The sequence below is a fragment of the Nocardia tengchongensis genome, assembly GCF_054781395.1.
The window spans coordinates 404,908-428,808 of sequence record NZ_BAAGUM010000003.1; the positions used below are offsets into that span (position 1 = coordinate 404,908).

Consider the following 23,901-nt stretch of genomic DNA (forward strand, 5'->3'; position numbering starts at 1 on the left):
GATAGTCGAATTCCATTGTTATGCAAGGCATTTCAGAATTGCGACCGTTCCATACTGGCCGGAGTGTCCGGTCGTGGCGACAGTGCGGTAAGAAGGAGCCATGTGGCATCCGGCGACGCCTGTCCTCAATGCGCTCAGCTATCAACCGGGCGAGCGCGGCATTGTGGCGACTCCCGATATGTACGGATTCGCCTACGAGGATCTGTATCTGCGGACCTCGGACGGCGAGACCGTCAATGCGTGGTTTGTGCGGGCAGCGGGGGAGCCGCTGGGGCACATACTGTTCGCGCACGGGAATGGCGGGAACATCGGGGACCGGTCGCCGATGTTGGCGATGCTCGCGGCGGCCGGGTTCGATGTGATGGTTTTCGATTACCGGGGGTACGGGCGTAGTACCGGGCGGCCGGGTGAAGACGGGACCTATCGGGATGTTCGGGTGGCGCGGGAGGCGTTGCTGGGGCAGACCGGCGTCGATGCCGGGCGGGTGGTGTATCTGGGGAAGTCGCTCGGCGGAGGAGTGATGCTGGAGTTGGCGAATGCGTTTCCGCCGGCCGCCCTGCTGCTGATGTCGACGTTCACGAGCATGCGGGACGCTGCCACGGCGGTCTATCCGTTCCTGCCGAAGGTATTCGTGCCCAATGCCTATCCGAGTCTGAAGCGGATCAAGAAGCTGAGCTGTCCGGTGCTGATCATGCACGGTGACGCCGATGAACTGCTGCCTGTGCGGATGGGGCGTGAATTGTTCGCCGCCGCACCGGAGCCCAAGGAGCTGGTGATCTATCCGGGTGGCATGCACAACGATCTGATCGGGTTCCCCGGCTGGGCGGAGCGGGTCTCGGGCTGGGTGGCCGGCGTGCTGCCGCCCAAGCGGCTCACTTCCGGATGATGTTGGCCAGGAACTCGGCATTGCTGCCAGTCTTGCGCAAGCCGTCGAGGAGTAGTTCGAGGGCGCGGTGATCGTCGACGTCGGCCAGGGTGCGACGCAGGGTGTCGACGGCCTCGCGTTCGGCCGGGTGGAGGAGTAGTTCGTCGCGGCGGGTGCTGGATTTGGCGATGTCCACGGCGGGGAAGATGTGGCGGCCCGCCAGGGTGCGGTCGAGTTTGAGTTCGGCGTTGCCGGTGCCCTTGTACTCCTCGAAGATGACGGTGTCGGCGAGCGAACCGGTTTCGACGAGCGCGCTGGCCACGATGGTCAGCGATCCGCCGTTCTCGATATTGCGGGCCGCGCCCAGGAAACGCTTGGGCGGCAGCAGGGCGGTGGAGTCGACACCGCCGGAGAGGATTCGGCCCGAGGCCGGTCCGGAGGTGTTGTAGGCGCGGGCCAGCCGGGTGAGCGAGTCGAGCAGGACCACGACGTCGCGGCCCTCCTCGACCAGGCGCTGTGCCCGTTCGATGGCCAACTCGGCGAGCGCGGTCTGCTCGGCGGGGGAGTGGTCGAAGGTGGCGGCGACGACCTCGGCGGGAACTCCGCGCGACAGCTCGGTGACCTCCTCGGGGCGTTCGCCGACGAGCACCATCATGAGGTGCACCTCCGGATGGTTGACCGCGATGCCGTGCGCGATCGACTGCAGCACAGAGGTTTTGCCCGCCTTCGGCGGTGCGACGATCAGCGCTCGCTGGCCCTTGCCGATCGGCATGATGAGGTCGGTGACGCGGGTGGTGAGCTTGCCGGGCTGGGTTTCCAGCCGTAGCCGCTCATCGGGATGGATGGGGGTCAGGTCCCGGAAGTGCGGGCGTGCCCCGTGCTCGGCAGCCGGTCGGCCGTTGACGGTGTCGACGCGGACGAGCGGAGCTTGCTTGCCGCCCTTGGGATTCGGCTGCGCGAGTCCGGCGACGAGATCGCCGCGGCGCAGTCCGTGGGAACGGATCAGGCGGGCCGGGACATGGATGTCGTGCGAGTCGGGCAAGTAGCCCTTCAGGCGCAGTACGCCGTTCTGGCCGTTGATATCCAGGATTCCCGTTGCGGGAGTGAGTGTTTCGATGTGGTCGAGGGCCGGGGTCGGATCACTGGATACGACCGGGGGCCGGATTTTGGTGGTTGTCATGATGTTTCTCCTTGGGATGGCCGCATACGGCCGAGGGCGGTCTGTGGACCGCAGATGAATGTCGAGTGATCGCCGCATGTGCGGGACCTGCTCGGTGAAGAAGGAAATCGCGTGGGAGGGACTATGCGTCGACCTGCATCCACTGGATTGCGACGCCCTCACGGTACGTCACCCCGCGGGGCGCGGTCAATGCGTAGCCTGGAACCCATGAGCGATGCCCAGGAAATCGTGGCGTTGTTGGCGCAGCTGCCGGACGCCGAACTCGCGGCCGTGGTCGCGGCCGCCTCCGACGGCCGGGCCGGTCTGGCCGCCCTGCACGCGGTGGCGCAGTCCTTGACGGACACCCTCGGTCATGCGCCGGATGTCATCGATGTGACTCCTGACACCCTGCCGGTGGAAAGCTATTCACAGTCTGAGACGGTCGGGGTATCCGGGCAGGTGGGAGCGGGTCCGGTGGCGACCGGGATACCGGTACCGCCTGCGGGTATCCCCACCGGGCCGGCGGCGGGCGGGTATACCTCCGCGGGCGTCCCTACTTTCGAGTCAGTTCGCGATAAGGTCGAGCAGCGCTACGGGACATCGCAGGGGATGGGCGAGCTCGATCGGCAGACACCCGTGGGCCGTAGCGTAGAGGAACAGTGGGATGCGCGCGCCAAGGCCGCGCGGGAACGTCTGGATCAAATTCGAAAATCGATGCACGGCAACGATTCCGAGTAGGTCCGGCGTTCCCTCTTAGATTGGGTGGAACTTTGACCGAGCCTCGTGAAATCGCCGAGAAGCTGCTGGATCTGCAGGTCGACTTCATTGTCGCCGAGGTCTCCGGCGACCGCTTCGCCGAAGTGATCGCCCGCGACGTGGAAGCGGTGATCGGCGTCGCCGACACCATCATCTTCCGCGACGTGGTCGAGATCGATCAGGCCAAGCAGACCGTCGCCAACGTCATCGAACTGATCGGCGGCAGCCCCGTGCTGGGCGATATGGTCCCCGTGCTCGCCGACACGCTCTACGACGACATCGCCGGCAACCACGATTACACCCTCGGTGACGTGGTCGACCGCGAGCCCGTCGAGCAGCTGCTCGAGAAGCTTTTCGGCATGCACCAGGCCCAGGAACGCATCCTGGAACGGCTGACCGAGAGCCCCCTGATCGCGACCGTGGCCGCCAAGTTCGTGGACAAGCTGGTCGACGATCTCATGGAGACCAACAAGCAGCTCGCCTCGAAGATTCCCGGCGTCGGATCGCTGGTCTCGATGGGCACCAACGCCGCCAAGACCGCGCGCAAGGCGGCGGAGAAGGCCGGCGGCACCTTCATCGGCGAAATGGCCGGTAAGGGAGCGCAATTCGCGCTCAAGCGCACCAACAACGCCATCCGCGAGATGCTGCGCGACGCGCCCGTGCACGACGCAGCCATGGAGTTCTGGGACCTGCACGCCGGGGAACCGGTCGCCGGATTGCGCGAGTACCTGTCCCAGCAGGACCTGAAGGACCTGGCGCAGATCGTTTATCGAATCGCGCTGACCACCCGCAACAAGGAATACGTCGGCGTGCTGGTGGACCAGGGCGTCGAGGTGTTCTTCGAGAAGTACGGCGACCACACCCTGGCCGCCATGCTGCCTGAGCTGGGCCTGTCCGAGGCGGTCGTGGCCGAGGAGATCCTGCGCTACGGCCCGGCCGTGGTGGAGGCCGCGAAGCGGAACGGCGTGCTGGCCAAGCTGATTCGCGAGCGGCTGGAGCCGTTCTTCCTGTCGGAGCCGGTGCTGGCGGTGCTCGCCGGGAACTGACACCCGAGACTCGACGCAGGGCCGCACGCTGGAATCGCGTGCGGCCCTGCATTATTCCCTGGACGAGAACGTCCGTCATTCCCTCGACGGCTGTGCTCGTCATGCCCTGCAGGGCCGCGTTCGTCATTCCCTGCAGGGCTGTGCTTGTCATTCCCTGGAGGGAATCGCGCACCGCATCGATTCCTCGCAGACTCATGGTCATGACGAACACCGACATCGACATCAACGACTTCGCCGGCCGCTACCTCGCCCAGTGGAACGAGTCCGACCCGGAGGCGCGCCGCAAGCTCATCCGCGACCTGTGGGCCGAGGACGGCGCCCAGATCCTCGTCGATCCGCCCGAGGACATGCGCGAGGCGGCCGCCAACCTGAACTTCCCGATCCCGGCCCTAGAGGTCCGCGGCCACCACGCCCTCGAACGCCGCGTCGAGCGCGCCTACGACATGTTCATCGGCACCGGTCACCGCTTCGTGCAGCGCGGCGAGGCGACCGCGCTGCTGAACCACGTCATCGCCTTCACCTGGTCCATGGTGACCGCCGACGGCAGTGTGGTCGGCGGCGGCATGGATGTGCTCGCGCTCGACGAGGACGGCCGCATCCGCACCGATCACCAGCACATCGCGGTCGCTTGAGGGACTTCCGTGCGGCCGAGGCCGGCCGCGGCCGGTGGACCCGAGCTTCGGGCTCCACCGCCGCGCCGCGGTCCTGTCTTTCACATCCAGTCCTTCAAATTCGAACTGCCGCAACGGCCTTGGTGGATCTACTCGCTGGTCCCCGCCACCTGCGCCGGGCTCATGGCGAAATGCTGGCGGTAGCGTTCGGGTGTGGTGGCGAGGCGGCGGGTGAATACGCGGTGCAGGGTCTCGCCGTGGCGGTAGCCGACCTGACGGGCGATCGCGCCGATGGTCAGTTCGGTGGACTCCAGCAGACGGCGGGCCGCCTCCACGCGCAGGTCCTCCACGAATGCCGCAGGGGTGCAACCGGTTTCGGCGCGGAAGGCGCGGGCGAAATGGCGTTCGCTCATGCCTGCGCGGGCGGCCAGTTCGCTCACCGTGAGCTCCGCGCCGAGGTGATCGGGCAGCCACTGCTGCACGGCCCGGATGGCGGGCGTTCGGGCGGGCTGGCTGCGTAACTGGGCACTGAACTGGGCTTGTCCGCCCGGCCGGCGGGTGAACACCACGTACACCCGCGCGATCATGGCGGCTGTCTCCCGGCCGTGGTCGTCCTCTACCAGGGCCAGGGCGAGATCGACGCCCGCGGACATGCCCGCCGAGGTCCAGCGGTTGCGGTCGCGGACGTAGATGCGATCAGGTTCGACTGTCACCCGCGGATAGCGTTGGGCCAGTAGGGCGGTTGCACCCCAGTGGGTGGTCGCCCGGTAGCCGTCCAGCAGTCCCGCTGCGGCCAGCAGCAGCGCGCCCGCGCACACCGACGTCACCCGGCGAGCCTTGCGGGCCAGGGCGGGCAAGGCGGGGACCACCGCGGCCGCCCCGGGCCCGGAGACATCGCCGCCGACGACGATCAGGGTGTCGAAGTCGTCACCGGCGGCGATCTCGTCGAGCGAATGTGCGACCGAGAGGGTCAGCCCGCCATCGGCTTCGATGGGCAGCCCGCCGGGCGACGCTGTCAGCAGCCGATACGGCGGCGGGGAGTCGACCGCATCCCGGTCGACTGCGCTCGCCGGCGCCCTCAATTCCGGCGGCAGCCTCTCCGGCGGTGTCGCGACGATGTCGTTGAGGAGCGCGAACACATCGAGCGGACCCGCCAGTTCGGAGATCTGCATGCCTTGGAAGACGACGAAGACAACGGTGCGGGTCGCGGGCACCCCGCGATCATCGCAGTCGCCGGGGACGGCTGTCACGGTCAGTTGCTGACCGATCCGGCCCGCTTGCCTGTGGTGTGGCGGTGTAGGAACGGGATCATCAGCTCGGCCATCCGGTCGGGGAACTGGGCGTGCGGGTAGTGGCCACCCTGATCGATCAGGGCGTACTGGCCGAGACCGGCGGGCAGCCCCGCCACGATCGCCCGGCCTTCGTCCTCGGGGCGCGGGTAGTCGGGATCCTGCGCACCCATGATCACCAGTGCGGGACACTGGACTTCGGGCAACCGGGCCGCGGCGTCGGCCGGGGTGGTCTTCCCGGTCTTCATGAATTCCGCCCAGCGACCCGGTCGTTCCAGCAGGGCCCGGAGTTCGGTGAGGTAGTCGGAATGATCGGCGGGCTGGGTCGGGTAGGCCACGCCGTCGAGGTAGCGGAACCACAGGCGGGGCGACTTCAACAGCTGAGTGCCGACCAGTTCGAACATGCCACGGCGATGGCGGCGGTCCCTCCACATCGCTCCGAGGTCGATGCTCTGGTTCAGCGTGAACGGGTTGATCTCGATGATCGCCGACACCAGTTCCGGGGCCTCGGCCGCCGCGATGGTGGCCGAACCGCCGGACAGCGAATGCCCCACGATGACCGCCCGGCCCCCGAAATGCCGGATGACTCCGAGCAAGTCGAGGGCCACGTCGGTGCGGCTGATGGCGGCTTTACCGGTCACGGACGGCCAATCCGGACTGGATTCGCCGTGGCCGCGCATGTCGACGTTCACCACCCGGTACCCGGCGGCGGCCAGCGGGGCGACCAGATGACGGAAGTCTCGCCGCCAGGTCCCCATGCCGTGGGACAGCACCACCAAGGGGCCGTCACCGGTCACGTCACACGCGATCCGCCCGTGCTCGAGCGCTACATACTCGGTCATTTCCCGGTCCTTCCAAGCGATTTCGCTCCGGTGCCGCGTTGAGCGGCATAGGGGAATTGAACGCTGGAAGCCGAGTTCGGCCGAGAGCGCGGGCAGAGGGGATCAGTGCTGTGGCCGATCCAGTCAGTGGCTGACTGAGGCGACTGGGGTGCGGCAGCCGCGCCTCGAATCGCCCGGTGTCAGGCAGGTCCGGCGCGCCAGAAGCGGGGTGGCCCGGCGCGGGAAGGACCCGGTGGTGGTCCCGGCGGCTGCCGGCATCGCCCCCCACTTGGCCACGCGCTAGGACGGGGCCGCGTGCTGGGACGGGGCCGCGTGCTGGGACGGCGCCGCGTGCTGGGACGGCGCCACGTGCTGGGACGGCGCCACGTGCTGGGACGCTGCGGTTCGTCCCGATACTGCCGCGCAGCCACGCACTGCGGCGCCCCACCCAGTCGCGCACCCGCTCATCCGCTCAGCTGACAGCGGCTTCGGCCCTCACCTCTGCGGCTCCGAACCAGTGCGTGAGCGCATCCCGCAGCGCGGCCGCCGCGGAGTCAGGTTCCTCGTCCACCGTTGCGGCCCAGGCGATGTGGGCGTCGGGGCGGATCAGCAGGGCGTCGGCCGGCCGGTCGTCGGTGGTGGCGGTGTGGATGCCGACGCGGCCCGCCCAGTCCGCGGCGATCTCGTGCAGGTCCGGGCGGTCGGCGAGCATGAGCAGGACGGGGCGGGCGGTGGGCAGGAGATCCGCGACGCGCGCGTCCGCCTTGCCGATACGCAATGGCAGGTCGGGCACGACGGTGCCGGTCAGGGGGTGGCCGTTGGGGTTCGGCAGTGGGTAGCGCAGGTCGGTGCCCGCGATGAGGGCGCCCACCCGGCGCAGGGCGGGCTCGTCGGTGACGAGTTCCTGGAACAGCGCACGCAGGGCCAGCGCCGCCGGATCGTCGCCGCGCCGCAACGCCACCTGCGCCTGAGTCTGCATCATGATGCGGGCGCCTGCGAAGTGACGTTCTTCGTGATAGCTGTCCAACAGTCCCGCCGGCGCCCCGCCCCGCAGGTCGGTGGCCAATTTCCAGGCGAGGTTGATCGCGTCGAGCATGCCCGCGTTGAGGCCGACACCGGTCGCGGGGAAGGCGTGCGCGGCGTCACCGGCGATGAAAACCCTTCCGGCCCGGTACCGTTCGGCCTGGCGGGCCTGGAACTGGTAGCGGGACAGACGAATCGGGTCGCCGAGGGGAAGCTCGACACCGAGGATTCGGCGGATGCTGTCCTGCAACTCGGCCAGAGTCATCGGCTCGTTGTCGTCGGTGTCGGCGGTGGTGTCCTCGGTGGTCTGGATCATCATGGTGCCGGGAGCGAGCGATCCCATCGCGAACACGCCGTGCTCGGTGCGGGTGAAACCGGCCGCGACGGTGCCGTGCCCGGGAACTTCCAGGTCGCCGTTGTCGAGCTGCGTCACCGAGTCCGGCACGCTGACCTGACCCAACCGGTTGACCTCCGGATAGGTGGTGCCGGGAAAGTCGACGCCGGCCATGCCGCGGACGCGGCTGCGCGCACCGTCGCAGGCCACCACATAGTGTGCGGTGAGCCGGTATTCGCCGTTCGGGCCGTGCACGTCCACGGTGACCGTGGCGTCGTCCTGTTCGAGCGCGGTCACCTCGTGGCCCCGGCGCACCTCCGCGCCGAGCTCGGTGGACCAATCATCGAGCAGCTGTTCGAGTTTCGGCTGCGGCAGGTGCATGGCCTGCAACGGCGAATCGGCCAGCGGACTGAGATCCACGTGCAATCCGCCGAACGGAATCGCCGCCGTGGTTCCGGCATCCACGCCGATCTCGCCGAGCCGTCCGGTAAGCCCCCGATAATCCAGCAACCGGAGGATCTGCCCGCCGAGTCCGTTGGCCTTCGGAACCGTCCGCAACCGCGGCTGCCGCTCCAGAACCACCGGCCGCACCCCCGCCAGCCGCAGTTCGGCGGCCAGCATCAGGCCCGTCGGTCCCGCACCCACGATGATCACGTCAGCATCGGTTCTACGCACTCGCACTACCCCGTTTCCCGTGGATATCAGCTTCGGGCAGCGATTCTGCAGCACGGCCGGGGTCTTGCCGCAAGCCCCGGTCTGCGATATATGTTGAAGAGGGAAGCGGTTCGACCCACCTCCCCATTCACTTCTCCGCGGTTGCCCGACGGATTCTTTTGCTCACCGGCCCAAGTGATGCCGCAGGAACGCGGCCGCGAAATCAGGCTGTGTCTTGGACATTTGGTTGTGCCGGCCCGGCGTGGCCAACAGCGTCTTGTTCTCGGATGCGAAGGCCTCGAACAGGTCGAAGCTGGGCCGGCGATCGATTTCCTCATCGTTCCAAGCCACTTGGAGCGTGAGCGGGACGGTGATCTTCCGTGCGATATCGAACAGCGCGTCGAAGACGAAGACGCTGTTGAAGGTCGCGGCCTGGATGCGGGGCTCGACCGCGGTCAGCCACATCCCGATGACGGTGCCCAAGGTGACGCCGCCATACCCGACCGGTGCGTCCGGGCCGATCTCCGGCAGCGCCTGGAGCGTGTCCAAGGTGGTCTGCCATTCGGGCACGGCCCGCTCGGCCAGCGAGGTGTTGTAGTCGGCGATAAACGAATCCATCGGTTCCCCGGCCGCCCGCGCCGCGTGCAGCGCATCGGCCCACCGCTGATCCTCGTCGCTGCGCGGCCGATCACCGTGCCCCGGGGCATCGATCGCGGCCACCCGGTAGCCGCTCTGCGCCACCAGATGACGTGCCGTCGTCACGAGATTCGGCGCCTTCTTGTGCATGCCGCCGCTGTGACCCAGCAGGATCAACGGCGCACCCTCGGAATGGGATTCGGGGGACCACAACACGCCGGTGATCTCGCCCAGTCGGAATTCACGTTCGATGACATCGTTCTCCGATGCCTGCGCAATGAAATGCATGATGTTCTGCCTCTCGGGAATGCCTTGCTACACAAGCGCTCCCGGCGACAGTTACTTTGTACGCCCGACCGTGACCACGATGGGGAGCACCCACATGGAATCAGCGTTCATGGGTCTCACCTCCTTCGTGATGTCACGGTCGCGAGAACGGTACCAACCGGCATGGAAGGTGGCAAGCGATTGGTTGGTTCTGCTTGGTGAGGTTCTGAAAAGGCTTGTATCACAATGTAATTCGGATATCGATCGCGGTTGGATCGGCGTAGAATTAGCACATGGATTCGAATGGGGTGACACTCGACGACTGCGGTATCGCTGAACTGGCGGCCGCGGTGGCGACCCTGACCGAATCCATCCAGAACTCGGCGATGACTCAGTTCTCTGATGAGGATGTCGTGTTGTTGATGCAGCAGCTGGAAGCCTGCAAAAGGCAACTGGCTGCATTGGATACGCGGCTGATCATCGAAGCTGGGGAGCGTTCACTGCATGCGCGTTCCGGGGCGGGGAAAATGGTGCCGTTCCTGCGGCACACCCTCGGATTGTCCCGGCACGACGCGGCGCTGCGGGTGAAGGTGACCCACCACTGCGGAGAATTCTTCGAACCCTCAGGTCACCTGCGCCCGGCAACCTTGCCGGTGATGGCGGAAGCCTTTGCTGCCGGGGAGATTTCACGGGATCACGTGCGCAACATCATGGACGTGATGGACCATCTGCCCGCTGACATCCCCATCGAAGCACGCGCCGAAGCCGAACAGATTCTCGTCTCGTACTCGCGTGAGGGCTGGCCCGATGACCTGCCGAAGATCGGCCGCGACATCCTCGCCCGGCTGGATCCCGACGGGAAGGTCGTCTCCGATGCCGACCGTCGCCGTCGACGGGGCATCACCTTGTGTCGTCCGGGTGTTGATGGGATGTCGCGGATCGAAGGGTGGATCACCCCCGAACTGCGGGCGTGCTTGGATGCTGTGTTTGCCAAGCTCGCGCGCCCGGGCATGTGCAACGCCGAAGATTTGGAAAGCCCATCTGCCAGTGGTGGGTTCATCGCCGACAGTGTTCTTGATGCCGCTGCGCGTCGGGATCGTCGTGATGCCGGGCAGCGCACCCACGACGCGCTGATGGCGCTGGTACAGCCGGGCGTGAACATCCGCGCACTTGGCATGCACCGTGGGCTGCCGGTCGAGGTCGTTCTCACGATAAGCCTCACCGACTTGGCGAACGGGACCGGGGTGGCCACCACCAACACCGGCACCCAGGTCTCGATCAACGAAGCGCTGAAGATGGCTGAGGGAACCCACCCGGTGATCGCGGTCCTCGACGGGGACGGGATGCCGCTGTACCTGCAACGTTCCCGCCGCACCGCCAACCGAGCCCAACGCCTCGCGCTCATCGCCCGCGACAAAGGCTGCACCCGCCCCGGGTGTGAACAACCAGCCAGTATGTGCGCCGCCCACCACGTGAATGATTGGGCCAAAGGCGGACCCACCGATATCAACAACCTGACCTTGGCGTGCGATCACTGCCACGCGCTCGTCAACGATGGGCCTGATGGGTGGAAAACCGTTGTCATGGGCAAGGACTCACCTCATCGAGGGCGAACGGGGTGGATTGCTCCGAAGAGTGTTGATCCCACCGGCACTCCCCGGGTGAACGATCGTCATCACGTGGGGCAGTCGATTGCGGCTGCGATCGATTCGAGTTGTCGAAAGTGGCGTTCACGGGCTGCGTGAATCCAGTGCTGCTCGTGTCCTGCTGGCGTTCGCAAAACTACATAGAGTGTGGTTGCCTCGTCTGCCCTACCGCACTTGGGCTGACGCCGAGTTGGGTGCCGTCAGCCGCCGATCCCGGCCCACGGACTGCACGGATCACCTTCTCGGGACAAAGACCCAAAGACCGACAAAGACCCAAGAACAAAGACTCGAGACGACCTCAGCCTTCTCTCCGCGCACCTTCACGGTGCTTGTTCCTCGACAACTTCAGAGTGTTTGTACCCCGACACCGGGCCGATCCACGGCCGAGCCGTAATGAGGCTGGAAGGTGAGCGAGCCTCCCCAACCCAGCCAGCCCCTCTCCCTTCTCCAGGCGTCTTTTTTCTTTTGGTCTTTTTTGTTTTTGTTCGTCAGGCGCGAGTCAGCACAGCGATGGGGAAGGTGCGAGGACTCAGAGCCCGGTACGTGTCGAAATGGGGATACGTAGCCGAGAGAGTGCGCCAGTGCGCTTCGTATTCGGCAGCGTCTGTGACTACCCGATGAGTCACGGCAAAGGTGTCGCGACCGATCCGGACTCGAGCTTTGTCAGTCGCGAGAAGGTTCTTCCACCAATTGGGAACGCCATGGTTACCGCCGTTGGAACCGCACACCAGAAGATCGTCGCCGGACCGGACAAGCATCAGCATGACGGGCCGCGGCTCACCGGACTTCCGGCCGGGAACCGTCAGTTCGAAGACCGGGTCGCCGAAGAGAGTGGCAAAGCGGGTACCGCCGAAGCGGTTGTAAAGACGGCGGTGCACGCGCGCGTAGAAGCGGGACACAGCACCGAGGTAGGTACTGGAGTAGTAGTTGAAGCGGCCGGCCAGGGTCAGCGGGGTCGGATCGGTGCTGGACATGGGAATTCCCCTCGGGTCGCCGGGCAGTCGGGCTCACTGTACATGGCGTCCAGTGAGTTAACGTGGGGGCTTGTGGCTAGGCTTCGGGGATGGGGATCGGGGCCGCGGTTGATAGGGTCGAGGAATTCGACGGGCTGCGGCCGCTGCTGTTCACGGTCGCGTATCAGCTGCTCGGGAGCGCGGCCGACGCCGAAGACGTGGTGCAGGACAGTTATCTGCGATGGCGCGAGACAGACCGGGCGCGGGTCGAGAATCCGCGGGCGTACCTGACCGCCATCGTGACGCGGCAGGCGCTCAATCACCTGCGAACCGTGCGGCGGCGACGCGAGGAGTATGTGGGTAGCTGGCTGCCGGAACCGATCCGGACGGACGACGATGCGGGTCGGGATGTGCTGCTGGCCGAATCGGTGTCGATGGCCATGTTGCTGGTGCTGGAAACGCTCGGGCCGACCGAACGTGCGGTGTTCGTGCTGTCGGAGGTGTTCGGGCACAGTCTCGTCGAAATCGCCGGGATGGTAGGCAAATCCGATGCCACGGTCCGGCAGATCGCGCATCGGGCTCGGGCGCATGTGCGGGAGCGCCGCAAGCGGTTCGAACCCGACGCCGAGACCAGCCGGGCAGTGATCGAACGATTCCTGATCGCCACTCAGACCGGCGATATGCAGACGCTGATGGATGTGCTCGCGCCGGACGTGGTGCAGATATCCGATGGCGGCGGCAAGGTCACCGTGGCGGGGAAACCGGTCGTCGGCGCGGCGCGGGTCGCGAGCTATCTGGTGCGGCTGGCCCGGAATGGTGTGGCGGGCATGCTCGTCGAGTTCGGCACCTTCAATGCGCGGCCCGCCGTCCTGTTGCGCACCGCTGATGGACTGCTCGACACCGTTCAGCTGATCGAAACCAGTGGTGACCGGATCACCGGGCTGTATGCGATCCGCAACCCGGACAAGTTGCGAACCGCCGAACAGGTCCGGGTGCTCGGTCGGTGACCCAGCGCGGCTACGGCTCCAGAACGCGCTGAATTGTTGCGTAACTGGGGATTTCGGCGACCAAGGGATGGCCGTGCGCGACCGATTCGGCCGTGTGCACCGCTGCGGCCAACGCTGCGCGATACAGCAGTGAACCTGTGCTGATGCGCCTGACGCCCAGCGCGCCCAGCTCGGCCACGGTGGGGCCGGCGGGGGAGAAGAGGACGTTCAGGGGCGCGGTCAGTGCCGCGGTGAGGGTGCGAATTCCTTCGGGTTCCGTAATCCCGGGCACGAAGATGCCGTCCGCGCCGCACTTCTCGTAGTGCAGGACGCGTTCCAGGGTGGAGTCCGTGTCGATGCCGAGCCAGTGGGTGTCGGTGCGCGCATTGATGAAGAGCTCGGGCACGCGGGCCTTCACCGCGGCGATCAGCTCACCGTGCTCGCGAGGATCGGCCAGCTCCGTGTTGGATCGGCTGTCCTCCAGGTTGATTCCCGCGATACCCGCTCGCACGAGTTCCGCGCAGAACTCCGCGACTTCGGCGGCGTCGGTGCTGAATCCGCCCTCGATGTCCACGGTGACCGGGATCGTCAGCCGACCGAGCCGCTGGGCCAGGGCGAGGGTTTCGGCGCGGGTGGCGGCGGTGCCGTCGGGCAGCCCGGCAGCGGCGGCGACGCCCAGGCTGGTGGTGCCCAGCGCCGGGAAGCCCGCCTCGGCGAGCATGGCCGCGGACCCGAAGTCCCACGCGTTGGGCAGGACCAGCGGGCGATCACCGTGGTGCAGACTGCGGAAAAGCTCGGTCTTCGTCATGGCGCACTCCGTATTTCGGCGGTGGGTCACGCGGTCGGGCAGGGCGGCGTCACTTCACGAGCGGTCACTTCACGAGCGTCGGTTCAGTCAGCGTCAGTTCACGCAGGGGATCTTCGAGCCGATGGTGGTGGTCACCGGCTTGCCGGAGTCGGGGGCGTCCGAGGTGGTGGTGTCCGTGGTCGCGGTCAGGCTGGTGCTGGAGCCGTTGGCGGTGGTGGTCGGGGTGGTGGAGGTCGCCGTCGGGTCCAGGGTGGCGGGGATGTCGAGGTCGCTGCCGACGACCAGCTTCACGTGCCCGGCCGAGACCGAGGTCGACGGGCTGACCGGCAGGCCGCCGAACATCTCCGAGACCTGCTTGGCGTCGGTGTCCGCGCCGGCGCCGTAGTAGACCGTGGAGCTGGTGCCGTCGGCGTAGGAGGCGTTGGCGACCTCGCCGGCGGGGAATCCCTTGGCGGTCAACAGCTTCGACACCTTGGCCGCCTGGCCGGGGGTGCCGCTGGCGTTGACCACGTCCAGCGTCGAGGTGGGGGTGACGATCGGGGCGCTGGGCGCGGCCGGAGTGGAGACGCCGAACGCCTCGCGGACCGTCTTCTTGATCGCCACCGGATCGATGACGTTGACGTCCTGGCCGTCGACATTGTCGTAGCGCAGCACCGGCAGCGTGCGGAACTCCACCGACGGTGAGTCCGCACGGCCCAGCGTGGTGGCGAAATCGGTGAGGCTCCAGCCGTCGGAGAGCACCACGTCCTTGTGCGCCACGTCGATGAGCGCCTTGAGTCGTCCCGGATTGGTCAGCGTGCCCGAGCTTTTCATCGAGTTCGCGACCGAGGTGAGGAACGCCTGCTGCCGGTGAGTGCGGTCGAGGTCGCCGTTCTCGAGGCCGTGCCGCTGCCGCACGAAGGCGAGCGCGTCGGAGCCGTCGAGGTGCTGGGGTCCGGCGGGGAACTGCGCGCCGGAGTAGTAGCTGTCGTCCACGGCGTGGTTGAGGCATACGTCCACGCCGCCGAGCGCGGTCGCCAGATCGTAGAAGCCCGCCAGGGAGACCTCGGCGAACCGGTTGATCGGCACGCCTGTGAGCGCTTTCACAGTCTGAACGATGCTGGCGCGCCCGGCTTCCCGGCCCTGGCGCTCCAGTTCGGGACCCTCGGCCATGCCCTTCGCCTTGAGCTTCTCCTCGACCGTGTACTTCTTGAGGCCGTAGGACTCCTTGATCTTGGCGTGGTCGTAGCCGGGGATGCCCTGGACGGCCACGTAGTCGTCGCGCGGGATGGAGAACGCGACGATGTGCTTGAGGTCCTTCGGAATGTGCACCAGGATCAGCGAATTGGCGTTGTAGCCGCCCTCGGTGCCGTCGCCGGCGTGCAGCTGATCGAGGATGTCCTTGGGGAGATCGTTGCCGTTCAGGTCTTTTCGGGTGTCCAGGCCGATCAGCAGCATGTTGATGTCGCCGTCGAGGTTCACGTCCTCGGGGGAGATCGCGCCGGATCGGGTGAAGCCCTGGTCCAGGCTGGTCTCGCCGTACCAGACGATGCCGGTGATGCCCATCACGCCGGCCGCGACCACCGCCATGATGCCGCGTCCGGCCAGCCGCAGGCGCTTGTCGCGCTCGCGTTCGGCGGCGGTGCGTTCTTTACGGTCCGGGGTGCGTCCGCGACGATCCTCGGTACGACGACGGCTCGCGCGCGGGGGAGTGGAGTCGCCCTGGGCGCGCCGCGAGCGGCGGGGAGCGGGGGTCGGCGTTTCCGGTGCCCGGGTACGGCCCGGCTGGGGGCCGACAACCGGCAGCGGTTGGGTGGCGTCGTCGTACATGGCGCTGTCGAGTGTGCCGCAAGCGGCGCGTCCTGTCAGATTTCCGCCCGGTTGTGAATGAGCTTGCACAGTCGTGCATAATCATCACATGGTGGATACCTCGAACGGGCCCCTGCGGGTCGCGGTAGCTGGTGCGAGCGGGTACGCGGGGGGTGAAGTGCTGCGCCTGCTCCTCTCCCATCCGGCCTACCGAAGCGGGCGCCTCGAGATCGGGGCGCTGACCGCCGGGTCCAATGCCGGGTCCACCCTCGGTGAGCTGCAGCCGCATCTGCTGCCGCTGGCCGACCGGGTGCTCGCGCCCACCACCGTCGAGGAACTGTCCGGCCACGACGTGGTCTTCCTCGGACTCCCGCACGGCCAGTCCGCCGCGATCGCCACGGCATTGCCGCAATCCACGATCATCATCGACTGCGGCGCCGACTTCCGGCTCACCGACGGCACGGCCTGGGAGAAGTACTACGGCACCCCGCACGCCGGCCACTGGCCCTACGGGCTGCCCGAACTCCCCGGCGGCCGCGACAAGCTGCGCGGCGCCACCCGGATCGCCGTCCCCGGCTGCTACCCGACCGTGTCGAGCCTGGCGCTGGCCCCGGCGATCGCCGCCGGCATCATCGAGCCGCGCGTGAATGTGGTTGCCGTCAGCGGCACTTCGGGCGCCGGCCGCAAACTCGACGTCGGCCTGCTCGGCTCCGAGGTGATGGGCTCGATGCGGGCCTACAGCATCGCGGGCGCACACCGGCACACCCCCGAGATCGCGCAGAACCTGAAGGCCGCCCAGCAGTTCGGTGGCGGTGCCGCCGCCGACGTGAGCGTGTCGTTCACCCCCGTGCTGGCCCCGCTGCCGCGCGGCATCCTCGCCACCTGCACGGCCCCGACCACGGTCGACGCCGCGCAGGCGCGCGCCGTCTACGAGAAGGCCTACGCCGACGAGCCTTTCGTGCACCTGCTGCCCGAAGGCGTACTGCCGCAGACCGGTTCGGTGCTCGGCTCCAACGCCGTCACCCTCCAGGTCACCGTGGACACCGACGCCGGGCTGCTGGTGGTCATCGGCGCGATCGACAACCTGACCAAGGGCACCGCGGGCGCCGCGGTGCAATCGATGAATCTGGCTCTCGGAATCGACGAGACCGCAGGACTTTCCACCGTAGGAGTGGCACCGTGAGCAACGACAGCAGCGTGACGAGCGGCAACGGCAAGCTGGTGCGGTCCCAGGGCGTCACCGCGCCGCTGGGCTTCCGGGCGGCCGGTATCGCGGCGGGCATCAAGAAGAGCGGCAAGCCGGACCTGGCCCTGGTGTTCAACGAGGGCCCCGAATACGCCGCCGCGGGCGTGTTCACCCGCAACAAGGTCAAGGCCGCGCCGGTGCTGTGGTCGCAGCAGGTGCTGACCGGCGGCCGGCTGCGCGCGGTCATCCTGAACTCCGGCGGCGCCAACGCCTGCACCGGCCCGGGTGGCTTTCAGGACACCCACGCCACCGCCGAGGAACTCGCGAAGGCGTTGAGCAACTGGGGAACCGAGACCGGCGCCGGCGAGATCGCCGTCTGCTCCACCGGCCTGATCGGTGACCGGCTGCCCATGGACAAGCTGATCCCGGCCGTCACCGAGATCGTGCACGAGATGGGCGGCGGCCTGTCCGGCGGCGCGGAGGCCGCGCGCGCCATCATGACCACCGACACGGTGCCGAAGGAGACCGCCTTCCACCACCGGGACAAGTGGAACGTGGGCGGCATGGCCAAGGGTGCGGGCATGCTCGCCCCGTCGCTGGCCACCATGCTGGTCGTGCTCACCACCGATGTGGTCGCCACCCCGGCCCAGCTGGACGAGGCGCTGCGCAACGCCACCAAGTACACCTTCGACCGTCTCGACGTGGACGGTTCCTGCTCCACCAACGACACCGTGCTGCTGCTGGCCAACGGCGCGTCCGGTGTGACCCCCAGCCAGCAGGATCTGAACGCGGCCGTGCTCGCGGTCTGCGACGACCTGGCCGAGCAGCTGATGGGCGACGCCGAGGGCGTCACCAAGCGGGTGCACATCACCGTGCAGGGCGCGGTCAGCGAGGAGGAAGCGCTGATCGGGGCGCGGGCGCTGGCCCGCGACAGCCTGGTCAAGACCGCCTTCTTCGGCTCCGACCCGAACTGGGGCCGGGTGCTGGCCTCGATCGGCATCGCGCCCATCGAGCTGGACCCGAACCGGGTGTCGGTGTCGTTCAACGGATTCCCGGTGTGCGTCGACGGCGCGGGCGCGCCCGGCGCCCGCGAGGTGGACCTGTCCGGCCCTGACATCCAGGTGCTCGTCGAGCTGGGTCTGGGCGACGGCACGGCCACCGTGCGCACCACCGACCTCTCGCACGGGTACGTCGAAGAGAACTCGGCCTACAGCTCATGAGCGATGTGGTGAAACAGCTTTCGGCCCTCGACAAGGCGCACGTCCTCGCCGACGCGCTGCCGTGGCTGCAGAAGTTCCGCGACAAGATCGTGGTCGTGAAGTACGGCGGCAACGCCATGATCGACGACGAACTCAAGCGCGCCTTCGCCGCCGACATGGCGTTCCTGCGCACGGTCGGCGTGCACCCGGTGGTGGTGCACGGCGGCGGCCCGCAGATCAGCGCCATGCTGAAGAAGCTCGGCATGGCCGGAGAATTCCGCGGCGGTTTCCGGGTCACCACGCCCGAGGTCATGGACGTGGTGCGGATGGTGCTGTTCGGACAGGTGGGCCGGGAACTGGTGGGGCTCATCAACGCCCACGGCCCCTACGCGGTCGGCATCTCCGGTGAGGACGCGCACCTGTTCACCGCCACCCGCCGCACCGTGCAGGTCGACGGCGAGGCCACCGATATCGGCCTGGTCGGCGACGTCACCTCGGTGGAGCCGTCGGCCGTGCTGGATCTGATCGCGGCGGGCCGGATTCCGGTGGTGTCCACCATCGCCCCGGACGCCGACGGCGTGGTGCACAACATCAACGCCGACACCGCCGCGGCCGCGCTGGCCGAGGGCATCGGCGCGGAGAAGCTGGTCGTCCTCACCGATGTCGAAGGCCTGTACACGAATTGGCCCGACCGGTCCTCGCTGACCAGTCATATCGACACCGACGAACTGGCCAAGTTGCTGCCGTCGCTGGACGAGGGCATGGTGCCCAAGATGGAAGCCTGCCTGCGCGCCGTGCAGGGCGGCGTCCCGACCGCGCACGTGATCGACGGCCGCGTCGCCCACTCGGTCCTGCTGGAACTGTTCACCGGGGAGGGCATCGGCACGATGGTCACCCCCGCACAGGAGATCTCATGAGTACAGCCGACATTCAGCAGCGGTGGCAGACCGCCCTGATGAACAACTACGGCACCCCGAAGGTCGCGCTGGTGCGCGGCGCGGGCGCGGTGGTCTACGACGCGGACGGCAAGCGCTACCTCGATTTCCTGGGCGGCATCGCGGTCAACAGCCTCGGCCACGCGCACCCGGCCATCCTGGAGGCCGTCACCCAGCAGCTGGGCACCCTCGGCCACGTGTCGAATCTGTATGCCTCCGAACCGGTCATCGAACTCGCCGAGCGGCTGCTCGCGCACTTCGGTGACGGCCACGGCAAGGCGTTCTTCTGCAACTCCGGCACCGAGGCCAACGAGGCCGCGTTCAAGATGGCGCGGCTGACCGGACGCACCAAGATCGTCGCCTGCGAGGAGGCCTTCCACGGCCGCACCATGGGTGCGCTCGCGCTCACCGGGCAGCCGTCCAAGCGACAGCCGTTCGAGCCGATGCCGGCCGGCGTCGTGCACGTGCCCTACGGTGACGCCGTCGCGCTGGCCGCGGCCGTCGACAAGGACACCGCCGCGGTGTTCATCGAACCCATCATGGGGGAGAGCGGCGTCGTGGTGCCCCCGGCCGACTATCTGGCCAAGGCCCGCGCCATCACCAAAGAGCAAGGCGCGCTGCTGATCCTGGACGAGGTGCAGACCGGTATCGGCCGCACCGGCGCGTTCTACGCCCACCAGGCCGCCGGCATCGTGCCCGACGTCATCACCCTGGCCAAGGGCCTCGGCGGCGGTCTGCCGATCGGCGCGGTACTGGCCCAGGGGCCGGCCGCGGACCTGCTGCAGCCGGGCATGCACGGCACCACCTTCGGCGGCAATCCGGTGTGCGCGGCGGCGGCGCTGGCCGTGTTGCGGACCATCGACGAAGAGGGTTTGCTCGCTCACGTGGAGACCGTCGGCAAGATCCTCGTCGACGGGATCGAGAACCTCGGGCACCCGCTCGTGGATCACGTGCGCGGCGCGGGCCTGCTCATCGGCATCCAGCTGACCGCCGCGGTCTCCGCCGAGGTGGACATCGCGGCCCGCGAGGCCGGATACCTGCTCAATCCCGCCAAGCCCGACGTGATCCGCCTCGCTCCGCCCCTGGTCCTCACCGAGACCCAGGCCCAGAACTTCCTGTCCGACCTGCCCGGCATCCTCGATGCCGCTCAGGCCCAGAAGGAGTCCCAGTGACCATCCGGCATTTCCTCCGCGACGACGACGTCACCCCCGCCGAGCAGGCCGAGATCCTCGCGCTGGCAGCGGAACTGAAGGCCGCCCCGCTGTCACGCAAGCCGCTCGAGGGTCCGCGCGGCGTCGCGGTCATGTTCGAGAAGAACTCCACCCGCACGCGATTCTCCTTCGAGATGGGCATCGCCCAGCTCGGCGGGCACGCGGTCGTGGTCGACGGCCGCGACACCCAGCTGGGCCGCGAGGAGACCCTCGCCGACACCGGCCGGGTGCTGTCGCGCTACGTGGACGCCATCGTGTGGCGCACCTTCGAGCAGGCGCGCCTGGACGAGATGGCAGGCGCGGCAACGGTTCCCGTCGTCAACGCGCTGTCCAACGAGTTCCACCCGTGCCAGGTGCTGGCCGACCTGCAGACGCTGCGCGAACGCAAGGGCGACGACCTGCGCGGCCGCAACCTCACCTTCCTCGGTGACGGCGCGAACAATATGGCGCACTCGCTGATGCTGGGTGGCGTGACCGCCGGCATGAACGTCACTATCGGCGCGCCCGAGGGTTTCGAGCCGTTCGGCTGGATCCTCGACGCCGCCCAGAAGCGGGCCGCCGAGACCGGCGCCACCATCACCATCACCCACGACGCGCACGCCGCCGTGGACGGTGCGGACGCGCTGGTCACCGACACCTGGACCTCCATGGGCCAGGAGAACGACGGCCGCGACCGGGTCGCCCCCTTCCGCCCCTTCCAGGTCAACGCCGCCCTGCTGGCCCGCGCGGCCGCGGATGTGACCGTGCTGCACTGCCTTCCGGCGCACCGCGGCGAGGAGATCACCGACGAGGTGCTCGACGGCTCGCACAGCGCGGTCTGGGACGAGGCCGAGAACCGCCTGCACGCCCAGAAGGCGCTGCTGGTGTGGCTGCTGGAGCGATTCGCGCGAGGCGAGAGGTGAGCAGCGGCGAACGACGCACGGCCGCACCCGCTTCCGGTAAGACGGGTGCGGCCATCGCCCGTACGCGCGCGGGCCGCCAGGCCCGCATCGTCGCCATCCTGTCCCAGCACGAGGTCCGCAGCCAGTCCGAACTGGCCGCCCTGCTCTCGGGTGAGGGCATCGACACCACCCAGGCCACGCTGTCGCGTGACCTCGACGAACTCGGCGCGGTGAAGCTGCGCGCCGCCGACGGCGGCGCGGGCGTCTACGTGGTCCCCGAGGACGGCAGCCCCGTCCGCGGCGTCACCGGCGGCACCGAACGCCTGTCCAAACTCCTTGGAGATCTGCTGGTCTCGACCGACGCCAGCGGCAATATCGCCGTGCTGCGCACTCCGCCCGGCGCGGCCCACTTCCTGGCCAGCGCCCTCGACCGCGCCGCGCTGCCGGAGGTCGTCGGCACCATCGCCGGCGACGACACCATCGCGGTCATCGCCCGTGAGCCGATGACCGGCGCGGAACTCGCTGCCAAGATCGAACTGCTGGCCTGAACCCGGCTCACACCGCCTTCGTTCACTCAGCCCTCGTTCACACCGTCTTCGTTCACTCCGGTTTGTGTGCCACCGTGAAGACACGGCGGAACGGCAGCCACGTGGTGCCGTCCGGGTTGCGCGGGTAGGCGGCGCGCAGGATCGGGGCGAGGTCGGCGCGGAAGTCCTGCCACTCGTCATCGTCGAGGGTGTCGCGGACCGGGCGCAGGGCGGTGCCCGTAACCCAGTGCAGGACGGGGTCTTCGCCGGTCAGGGGCTGGAGGTAGGTGGTTTCCCAGGCGTCCACGCGGCAGCCGGCGGCGGTCAGGACCGCGGCGTATCCGGCGGGGTCGGGGACCGCCTGGCGGTCGAGAATGCCTGCCGCCGAGAGCCGCTCGCGCCAGCGGGGCGAGGCGGCGACCTCGCGGATCGCGACATGGGAAGGCGCGTCGAAGTTTCCGGGGACCTGCAGTGCCAGCCAGGCGCCGTCGGGGAGTGCCGAGACCCAATTCGGCAGCAGGGCAAGGTGATCGGGAACCCACTGGAGTACCGCGTTGGTGACGATCACGTCGGTGTCCGGGGCGGGGCGCCAGTCGTGGACGTCGGCGACGGTCGCGTCGATGCCGTGTTCGCGTGCGGCGGCGACCATTTCGGGGGAGGAGTCGAAGGCTTCGAGAGTGGCGTCGGGCCAGCGTTTGGCCAGGGTCGCGGTGAGATTTCCAGGGCCGCAGCCGAGGTCGGCCACGCGTCGGGGCCGGTCGGCTCGCACCCGGTTGACCAGATCGAAGAACGGTCGCGCGCGCAGATCGTCGAAGGCGAGGTAGGTCTCCGGGTCCCACATGGGTTCCTCCGCATCGTCGAATTTCCCAAACCGTACGTACGTACTGTATTCCTGTCGGGCCTGCCGGGCAAGGTTCCCGGAAGGGATTCCTGCAGCCGGGGACCCCGGTTATGAATGGGATTGCATCATCATGCATAATCATTTGCAGGACGACGGAGCGCACCACGGGACCGGGACGGAACCGCGGGCAGCGCACCGGTCGAGGGCTACACGGACTTGCACTACGGACTATTGAGGAGCACACGGACTATGACCAAGCGCGTCGTACTCGCCTACTCCGGCGGACTGGACACATCGGTCGCCATCAGCTGGATCGCGAAGGAGACCGGCGCCGAGGTCGTCGCCGTCGCCATCGATCTCGGCCAGGGCGGCGAGAACATGGACGACGTGCGCCAGCGCGCGCTGGACTGCGGCGCGGTCGAGTCCATCGTCGTGGACGCCCGCGACGAGTTCGCCAACGAGTACTGCCTGCCCACCGTCCAGGCCAACGCTCTCTACATGGGCCGCTACCCGCTGGTCTCGGCCATCTCCCGGCCGCTGATCGTCAAGCACCTGGTCGAGGCCGCCGAGTACCACGGCGCCGACACCGTTTCGCACGGCTGCACCGGCAAGGGCAACGACCAGGTCCGCTTCGAGGTCGGCATCGGCGCGCTCGCGCCCGACCTGAAGGTCATCGCCCCGGTCCGCGACTACGCCTGGACCCGTGAGAAGGCCATCGAATTCGCCGGCGAGAACAAGCTCCCGATCAACGTGAGCAAGAAGTCGCCGTTCTCCATCGACCAGAACCTGTGGGGCCGCGCGGTCGAGACCGGCTTCCTCGAGGACCTGTGGAACGCCCCGACCAAGGACGTCTACGACTACACCGTGGACCCGACCGTCAACTTCGAGGCGCCCGACGAGCTCATCATCACCTTCGACAAGGGTGTCCCGGTCGCCATCGACGGCCGCCCGGTCACCATGCTCGAGGCCATCACCGAGCTGAACCAGCGCGCCGGCCGTCAGGGCGTGGGCCGGCTGGACATGGTCGAGGACCGTCTCGTCGGCATCAAGAGCCGTGAGATCTACGAGGCCCCCGGCGCCATCGCGCTGATCGCGGCCCACCAGGAGATGGAAGCCGTCACCGTCGAGCGCGAGCTGGGCCGCTACAAGCGTCAGGTCGAGCAGCGCTGGGGCGAGCTGGTCTACGACGGCCTGTGGTTCTCCCCGCTCAAGCGCGCGCTGGACGCCTTCATGCTCGACACCCAGCAGCACGTCTCCGGCGACATCCGCATGGTGCTGCACGGCGGCAACGTGGTCGTCAACGGCCGTCGCTCCGACGAGTCGCTCTACGACTTCAACCTGGCCACCTACGACGCCGGCGACACCTTCGACCAGTCGCTGGCCAAGGGCTTCGTCCAGATCCACGGCCTGTCCTCCAAGGTCGCGGCGCGACGGGACCTCAACAGCAAGTAGTAGCGTCGAGCCGGGCAGTTCGTGCAC

General features: G+C 67.9%; 22 protein-coding genes. 13 read left to right on the forward strand and 9 right to left on the reverse strand.

The window, feature by feature from the left end; genetic code table 11:
* Positions 1 to 100 precede the first annotated feature (100 nt).
* Positions 101 to 886 carry an alpha/beta hydrolase gene (locus ACYVKL_RS04810; RefSeq protein WP_379170801.1) on the forward strand — a complete coding sequence of 262 codons (786 nt, stop codon included), beginning with the start codon at positions 101 to 103 and terminating at the stop codon, positions 884 to 886.
* On the opposite strand, the gene rho is transcribed toward ACYVKL_RS04810, so the two are convergent.
* Positions 873 to 2,045, reverse strand: coding sequence for a transcription termination factor Rho (gene rho, locus ACYVKL_RS04815; protein WP_379170799.1), 1,173 nt, complete (start codon positions 2,043 to 2,045; stop codon positions 873 to 875). The genes ACYVKL_RS04810 and rho overlap by 14 nt on opposite strands.
* Before the next feature lie 207 nt (positions 2,046 to 2,252).
* Between rho and ACYVKL_RS04820 the strand changes: the two genes are divergently transcribed.
* The 3 genes from ACYVKL_RS04820 (at position 2,253) to ACYVKL_RS04830 (ending at position 4,458) form a co-directional block, all read left to right on the forward strand.
* Positions 2,253 to 2,762: a PspA/IM30 family protein gene (locus ACYVKL_RS04820; RefSeq protein WP_379170797.1), complete on the forward strand. Its 510-nt coding sequence runs from the start codon at positions 2,253 to 2,255 to the stop codon at positions 2,760 to 2,762.
* Positions 2,763 to 2,794: 32 nt separating this feature from the next.
* Positions 2,795 to 3,826 (forward strand): hypothetical protein, encoded by a 1,032-nt coding sequence (locus ACYVKL_RS04825; RefSeq protein WP_379170795.1) that lies wholly within the window; start codon positions 2,795 to 2,797, stop codon positions 3,824 to 3,826.
* Positions 3,827 to 4,026: 200 nt separating this feature from the next.
* A complete protein-coding gene (locus ACYVKL_RS04830) occupies positions 4,027 to 4,458 on the forward strand; it encodes a hypothetical protein (RefSeq protein WP_357202698.1) in 432 nt (143 codons plus the stop codon).
* Between the two features lie 128 nt (positions 4,459 to 4,586).
* On the opposite strand, the gene ACYVKL_RS04835 is transcribed toward ACYVKL_RS04830, so the two are convergent.
* The 4 genes from ACYVKL_RS04835 to ACYVKL_RS04850 form a co-directional block, all read right to left on the reverse strand.
* Positions 4,587 to 5,687, reverse strand: coding sequence for a GlxA family transcriptional regulator (locus ACYVKL_RS04835; RefSeq protein WP_379170793.1), 1,101 nt, complete (start codon positions 5,685 to 5,687; stop codon positions 4,587 to 4,589).
* Between the two features lie 2 nt (positions 5,688 to 5,689).
* Entirely contained in the window at positions 5,690 to 6,568 is an 879-nt protein-coding gene (locus tag ACYVKL_RS04840; protein WP_379170791.1) for an alpha/beta fold hydrolase, read from the reverse strand.
* Positions 6,569 to 7,019: 451 nt separating this feature from the next.
* Positions 7,020 to 8,579: an FAD-dependent monooxygenase gene (locus tag ACYVKL_RS04845; RefSeq protein ID WP_379170789.1), complete on the reverse strand. Its 1,560-nt coding sequence runs from the start codon at positions 8,577 to 8,579 to the stop codon at positions 7,020 to 7,022.
* A 162-nt stretch (positions 8,580 to 8,741) separates the two neighbouring features.
* A complete protein-coding gene (locus tag ACYVKL_RS04850) occupies positions 8,742 to 9,482 on the reverse strand; it encodes an alpha/beta hydrolase family protein (protein WP_379170787.1) in 741 nt (246 codons plus the stop codon).
* A 272-nt stretch (positions 9,483 to 9,754) separates the two neighbouring features.
* Between ACYVKL_RS04850 and ACYVKL_RS04855 the strand changes: the two genes are divergently transcribed.
* Positions 9,755 to 11,206 carry an HNH endonuclease signature motif containing protein gene (locus ACYVKL_RS04855; protein ID WP_379170785.1) on the forward strand — a complete coding sequence of 484 codons (1,452 nt, stop codon included), beginning with the start codon at positions 9,755 to 9,757 and terminating at the stop codon, positions 11,204 to 11,206.
* Between the two features lie 389 nt (positions 11,207 to 11,595).
* Here the strand turns inward: ACYVKL_RS04855 and ACYVKL_RS04860 are convergent, their stop codons facing one another.
* On the reverse strand, positions 11,596 to 12,081 hold the full coding sequence (locus tag ACYVKL_RS04860) for a nitroreductase/quinone reductase family protein (RefSeq protein WP_379170783.1): 486 nt from the start codon (positions 12,079 to 12,081) through the stop codon (positions 11,596 to 11,598).
* Positions 12,082 to 12,170: 89 nt separating this feature from the next.
* On the opposite strand from ACYVKL_RS04860, the gene ACYVKL_RS04865 reads away from it, so the two are divergent.
* A complete protein-coding gene (locus ACYVKL_RS04865; protein WP_379170781.1) occupies positions 12,171 to 13,067 on the forward strand; it encodes an RNA polymerase sigma-70 factor in 897 nt (298 codons plus the stop codon).
* Between the two features lie 10 nt (positions 13,068 to 13,077).
* Here the strand turns inward: ACYVKL_RS04865 and ACYVKL_RS04870 are convergent, their stop codons facing one another.
* Complete coding sequence (locus ACYVKL_RS04870) at positions 13,078 to 13,854, reverse strand: isocitrate lyase/PEP mutase family protein (RefSeq protein WP_379170779.1); 777 nt, start codon at positions 13,852 to 13,854, stop codon at positions 13,078 to 13,080.
* A 93-nt stretch (positions 13,855 to 13,947) separates the two neighbouring features.
* Positions 13,948 to 15,663, reverse strand: coding sequence for an LCP family protein (locus ACYVKL_RS04875; protein ID WP_379170777.1), 1,716 nt, complete (start codon positions 15,661 to 15,663; stop codon positions 13,948 to 13,950).
* Positions 15,664 to 15,751: 88 nt separating this feature from the next.
* Here ACYVKL_RS04875 and argC point away from each other — a divergent pair, with 88 nt between their 5' ends.
* The 6 genes from argC to ACYVKL_RS04905 are packed head-to-tail and all read left to right on the forward strand — an operon-like array spanning position 15,752 to position 21,602.
* A complete protein-coding gene (gene argC / locus ACYVKL_RS04880) occupies positions 15,752 to 16,825 on the forward strand; it encodes an N-acetyl-gamma-glutamyl-phosphate reductase (protein WP_379170775.1) in 1,074 nt (357 codons plus the stop codon).
* Between the two features lie 14 nt (positions 16,826 to 16,839).
* On the forward strand, positions 16,840 to 18,048 hold the full coding sequence (gene argJ, locus ACYVKL_RS04885; protein WP_379171445.1) for a bifunctional glutamate N-acetyltransferase/amino-acid acetyltransferase ArgJ: 1,209 nt from the start codon (positions 16,840 to 16,842) through the stop codon (positions 18,046 to 18,048).
* The gene (gene argB, locus ACYVKL_RS04890; protein WP_213554660.1) at positions 18,045 to 18,944 is read left to right on the forward strand and encodes an acetylglutamate kinase; all 900 of its coding nucleotides are present in this window, start codon (positions 18,045 to 18,047) and stop codon (positions 18,942 to 18,944) included. The genes argJ and argB overlap by 4 nt, the downstream gene beginning before the upstream one ends.
* Complete coding sequence (locus ACYVKL_RS04895) at positions 18,941 to 20,134, forward strand: acetylornithine transaminase (RefSeq protein WP_379170773.1); 1,194 nt, start codon at positions 18,941 to 18,943, stop codon at positions 20,132 to 20,134. The genes argB and ACYVKL_RS04895 overlap by 4 nt, the downstream gene beginning before the upstream one ends.
* The gene (argF, locus tag ACYVKL_RS04900; RefSeq protein ID WP_213554661.1) at positions 20,131 to 21,075 is read left to right on the forward strand and encodes an ornithine carbamoyltransferase; all 945 of its coding nucleotides are present in this window, start codon (positions 20,131 to 20,133) and stop codon (positions 21,073 to 21,075) included. The genes ACYVKL_RS04895 and argF overlap by 4 nt, the downstream gene beginning before the upstream one ends.
* Positions 21,072 to 21,602, forward strand: a complete 531-nt coding sequence (locus ACYVKL_RS04905; RefSeq protein WP_379170770.1) for an arginine repressor — start codon at positions 21,072 to 21,074, stop codon at positions 21,600 to 21,602. The genes argF and ACYVKL_RS04905 overlap by 4 nt, the downstream gene beginning before the upstream one ends.
* A gap of 52 nt (positions 21,603 to 21,654) precedes the next feature.
* Here the strand turns inward: ACYVKL_RS04905 and ACYVKL_RS04910 are convergent, their stop codons facing one another.
* Entirely contained in the window at positions 21,655 to 22,422 is a 768-nt protein-coding gene (locus ACYVKL_RS04910; protein ID WP_379170768.1) for a trans-aconitate 2-methyltransferase, read from the reverse strand.
* A gap of 249 nt (positions 22,423 to 22,671) precedes the next feature.
* Here ACYVKL_RS04910 and ACYVKL_RS04915 point away from each other — a divergent pair, with 249 nt between their 5' ends.
* Positions 22,672 to 23,874 (forward strand): argininosuccinate synthase, encoded by a 1,203-nt coding sequence (locus tag ACYVKL_RS04915; protein WP_213554663.1) that lies wholly within the window; start codon positions 22,672 to 22,674, stop codon positions 23,872 to 23,874.
* Positions 23,875 to 23,901: the final 27 nt, after the last annotated feature.

Excerpts from the sequence above, each read along its gene's own strand:
- rho (WP_379170799.1), bottom strand. The coding sequence starts at position 2,045 with ATGACAACCACCAAAATCCGGCCCCCGGTCGTATCCAGTGATCCGACC.
- ACYVKL_RS04875 (WP_379170777.1), bottom strand. The coding sequence starts at position 15,663 with ATGTACGACGACGCCACCCAACCGCTGCCGGTTGTCGGCCCCCAGCCG.
- ACYVKL_RS04910 (WP_379170768.1), bottom strand. The coding sequence starts at position 22,422 with ATGTGGGACCCGGAGACCTACCTCGCCTTCGACGATCTGCGCGCGCGA.
- ACYVKL_RS04870 (WP_379170779.1), bottom strand. The coding sequence starts at position 13,854 with ATGACGAAGACCGAGCTTTTCCGCAGTCTGCACCACGGTGATCGCCCG.
- argC (WP_379170775.1), top strand. The coding sequence starts at position 15,752 with ATGGTGGATACCTCGAACGGGCCCCTGCGGGTCGCGGTAGCTGGTGCG.
- ACYVKL_RS04860 (WP_379170783.1), bottom strand. The coding sequence starts at position 12,081 with ATGTCCAGCACCGATCCGACCCCGCTGACCCTGGCCGGCCGCTTCAAC.
- ACYVKL_RS04850 (WP_379170787.1), bottom strand. The coding sequence starts at position 9,482 with ATGCATTTCATTGCGCAGGCATCGGAGAACGATGTCATCGAACGTGAA.
- ACYVKL_RS04915 (WP_213554663.1), top strand. The coding sequence starts at position 22,672 with ATGACCAAGCGCGTCGTACTCGCCTACTCCGGCGGACTGGACACATCG.
- ACYVKL_RS04840 (WP_379170791.1), bottom strand. The coding sequence starts at position 6,568 with ATGACCGAGTATGTAGCGCTCGAGCACGGGCGGATCGCGTGTGACGTG.
- ACYVKL_RS04820 (WP_379170797.1), top strand. The coding sequence starts at position 2,253 with ATGAGCGATGCCCAGGAAATCGTGGCGTTGTTGGCGCAGCTGCCGGAC.
- ACYVKL_RS04830 (WP_357202698.1), top strand. The coding sequence starts at position 4,027 with ATGACGAACACCGACATCGACATCAACGACTTCGCCGGCCGCTACCTC.
- ACYVKL_RS04855 (WP_379170785.1), top strand. The coding sequence starts at position 9,755 with ATGGATTCGAATGGGGTGACACTCGACGACTGCGGTATCGCTGAACTG.
- argB (WP_213554660.1), top strand. The coding sequence starts at position 18,045 with ATGAGCGATGTGGTGAAACAGCTTTCGGCCCTCGACAAGGCGCACGTC.
- ACYVKL_RS04810 (WP_379170801.1), top strand. The coding sequence starts at position 101 with ATGTGGCATCCGGCGACGCCTGTCCTCAATGCGCTCAGCTATCAACCG.
- ACYVKL_RS04895 (WP_379170773.1), top strand. The coding sequence starts at position 18,941 with ATGAGTACAGCCGACATTCAGCAGCGGTGGCAGACCGCCCTGATGAAC.
- ACYVKL_RS04865 (WP_379170781.1), top strand. The coding sequence starts at position 12,171 with ATGGGGATCGGGGCCGCGGTTGATAGGGTCGAGGAATTCGACGGGCTG.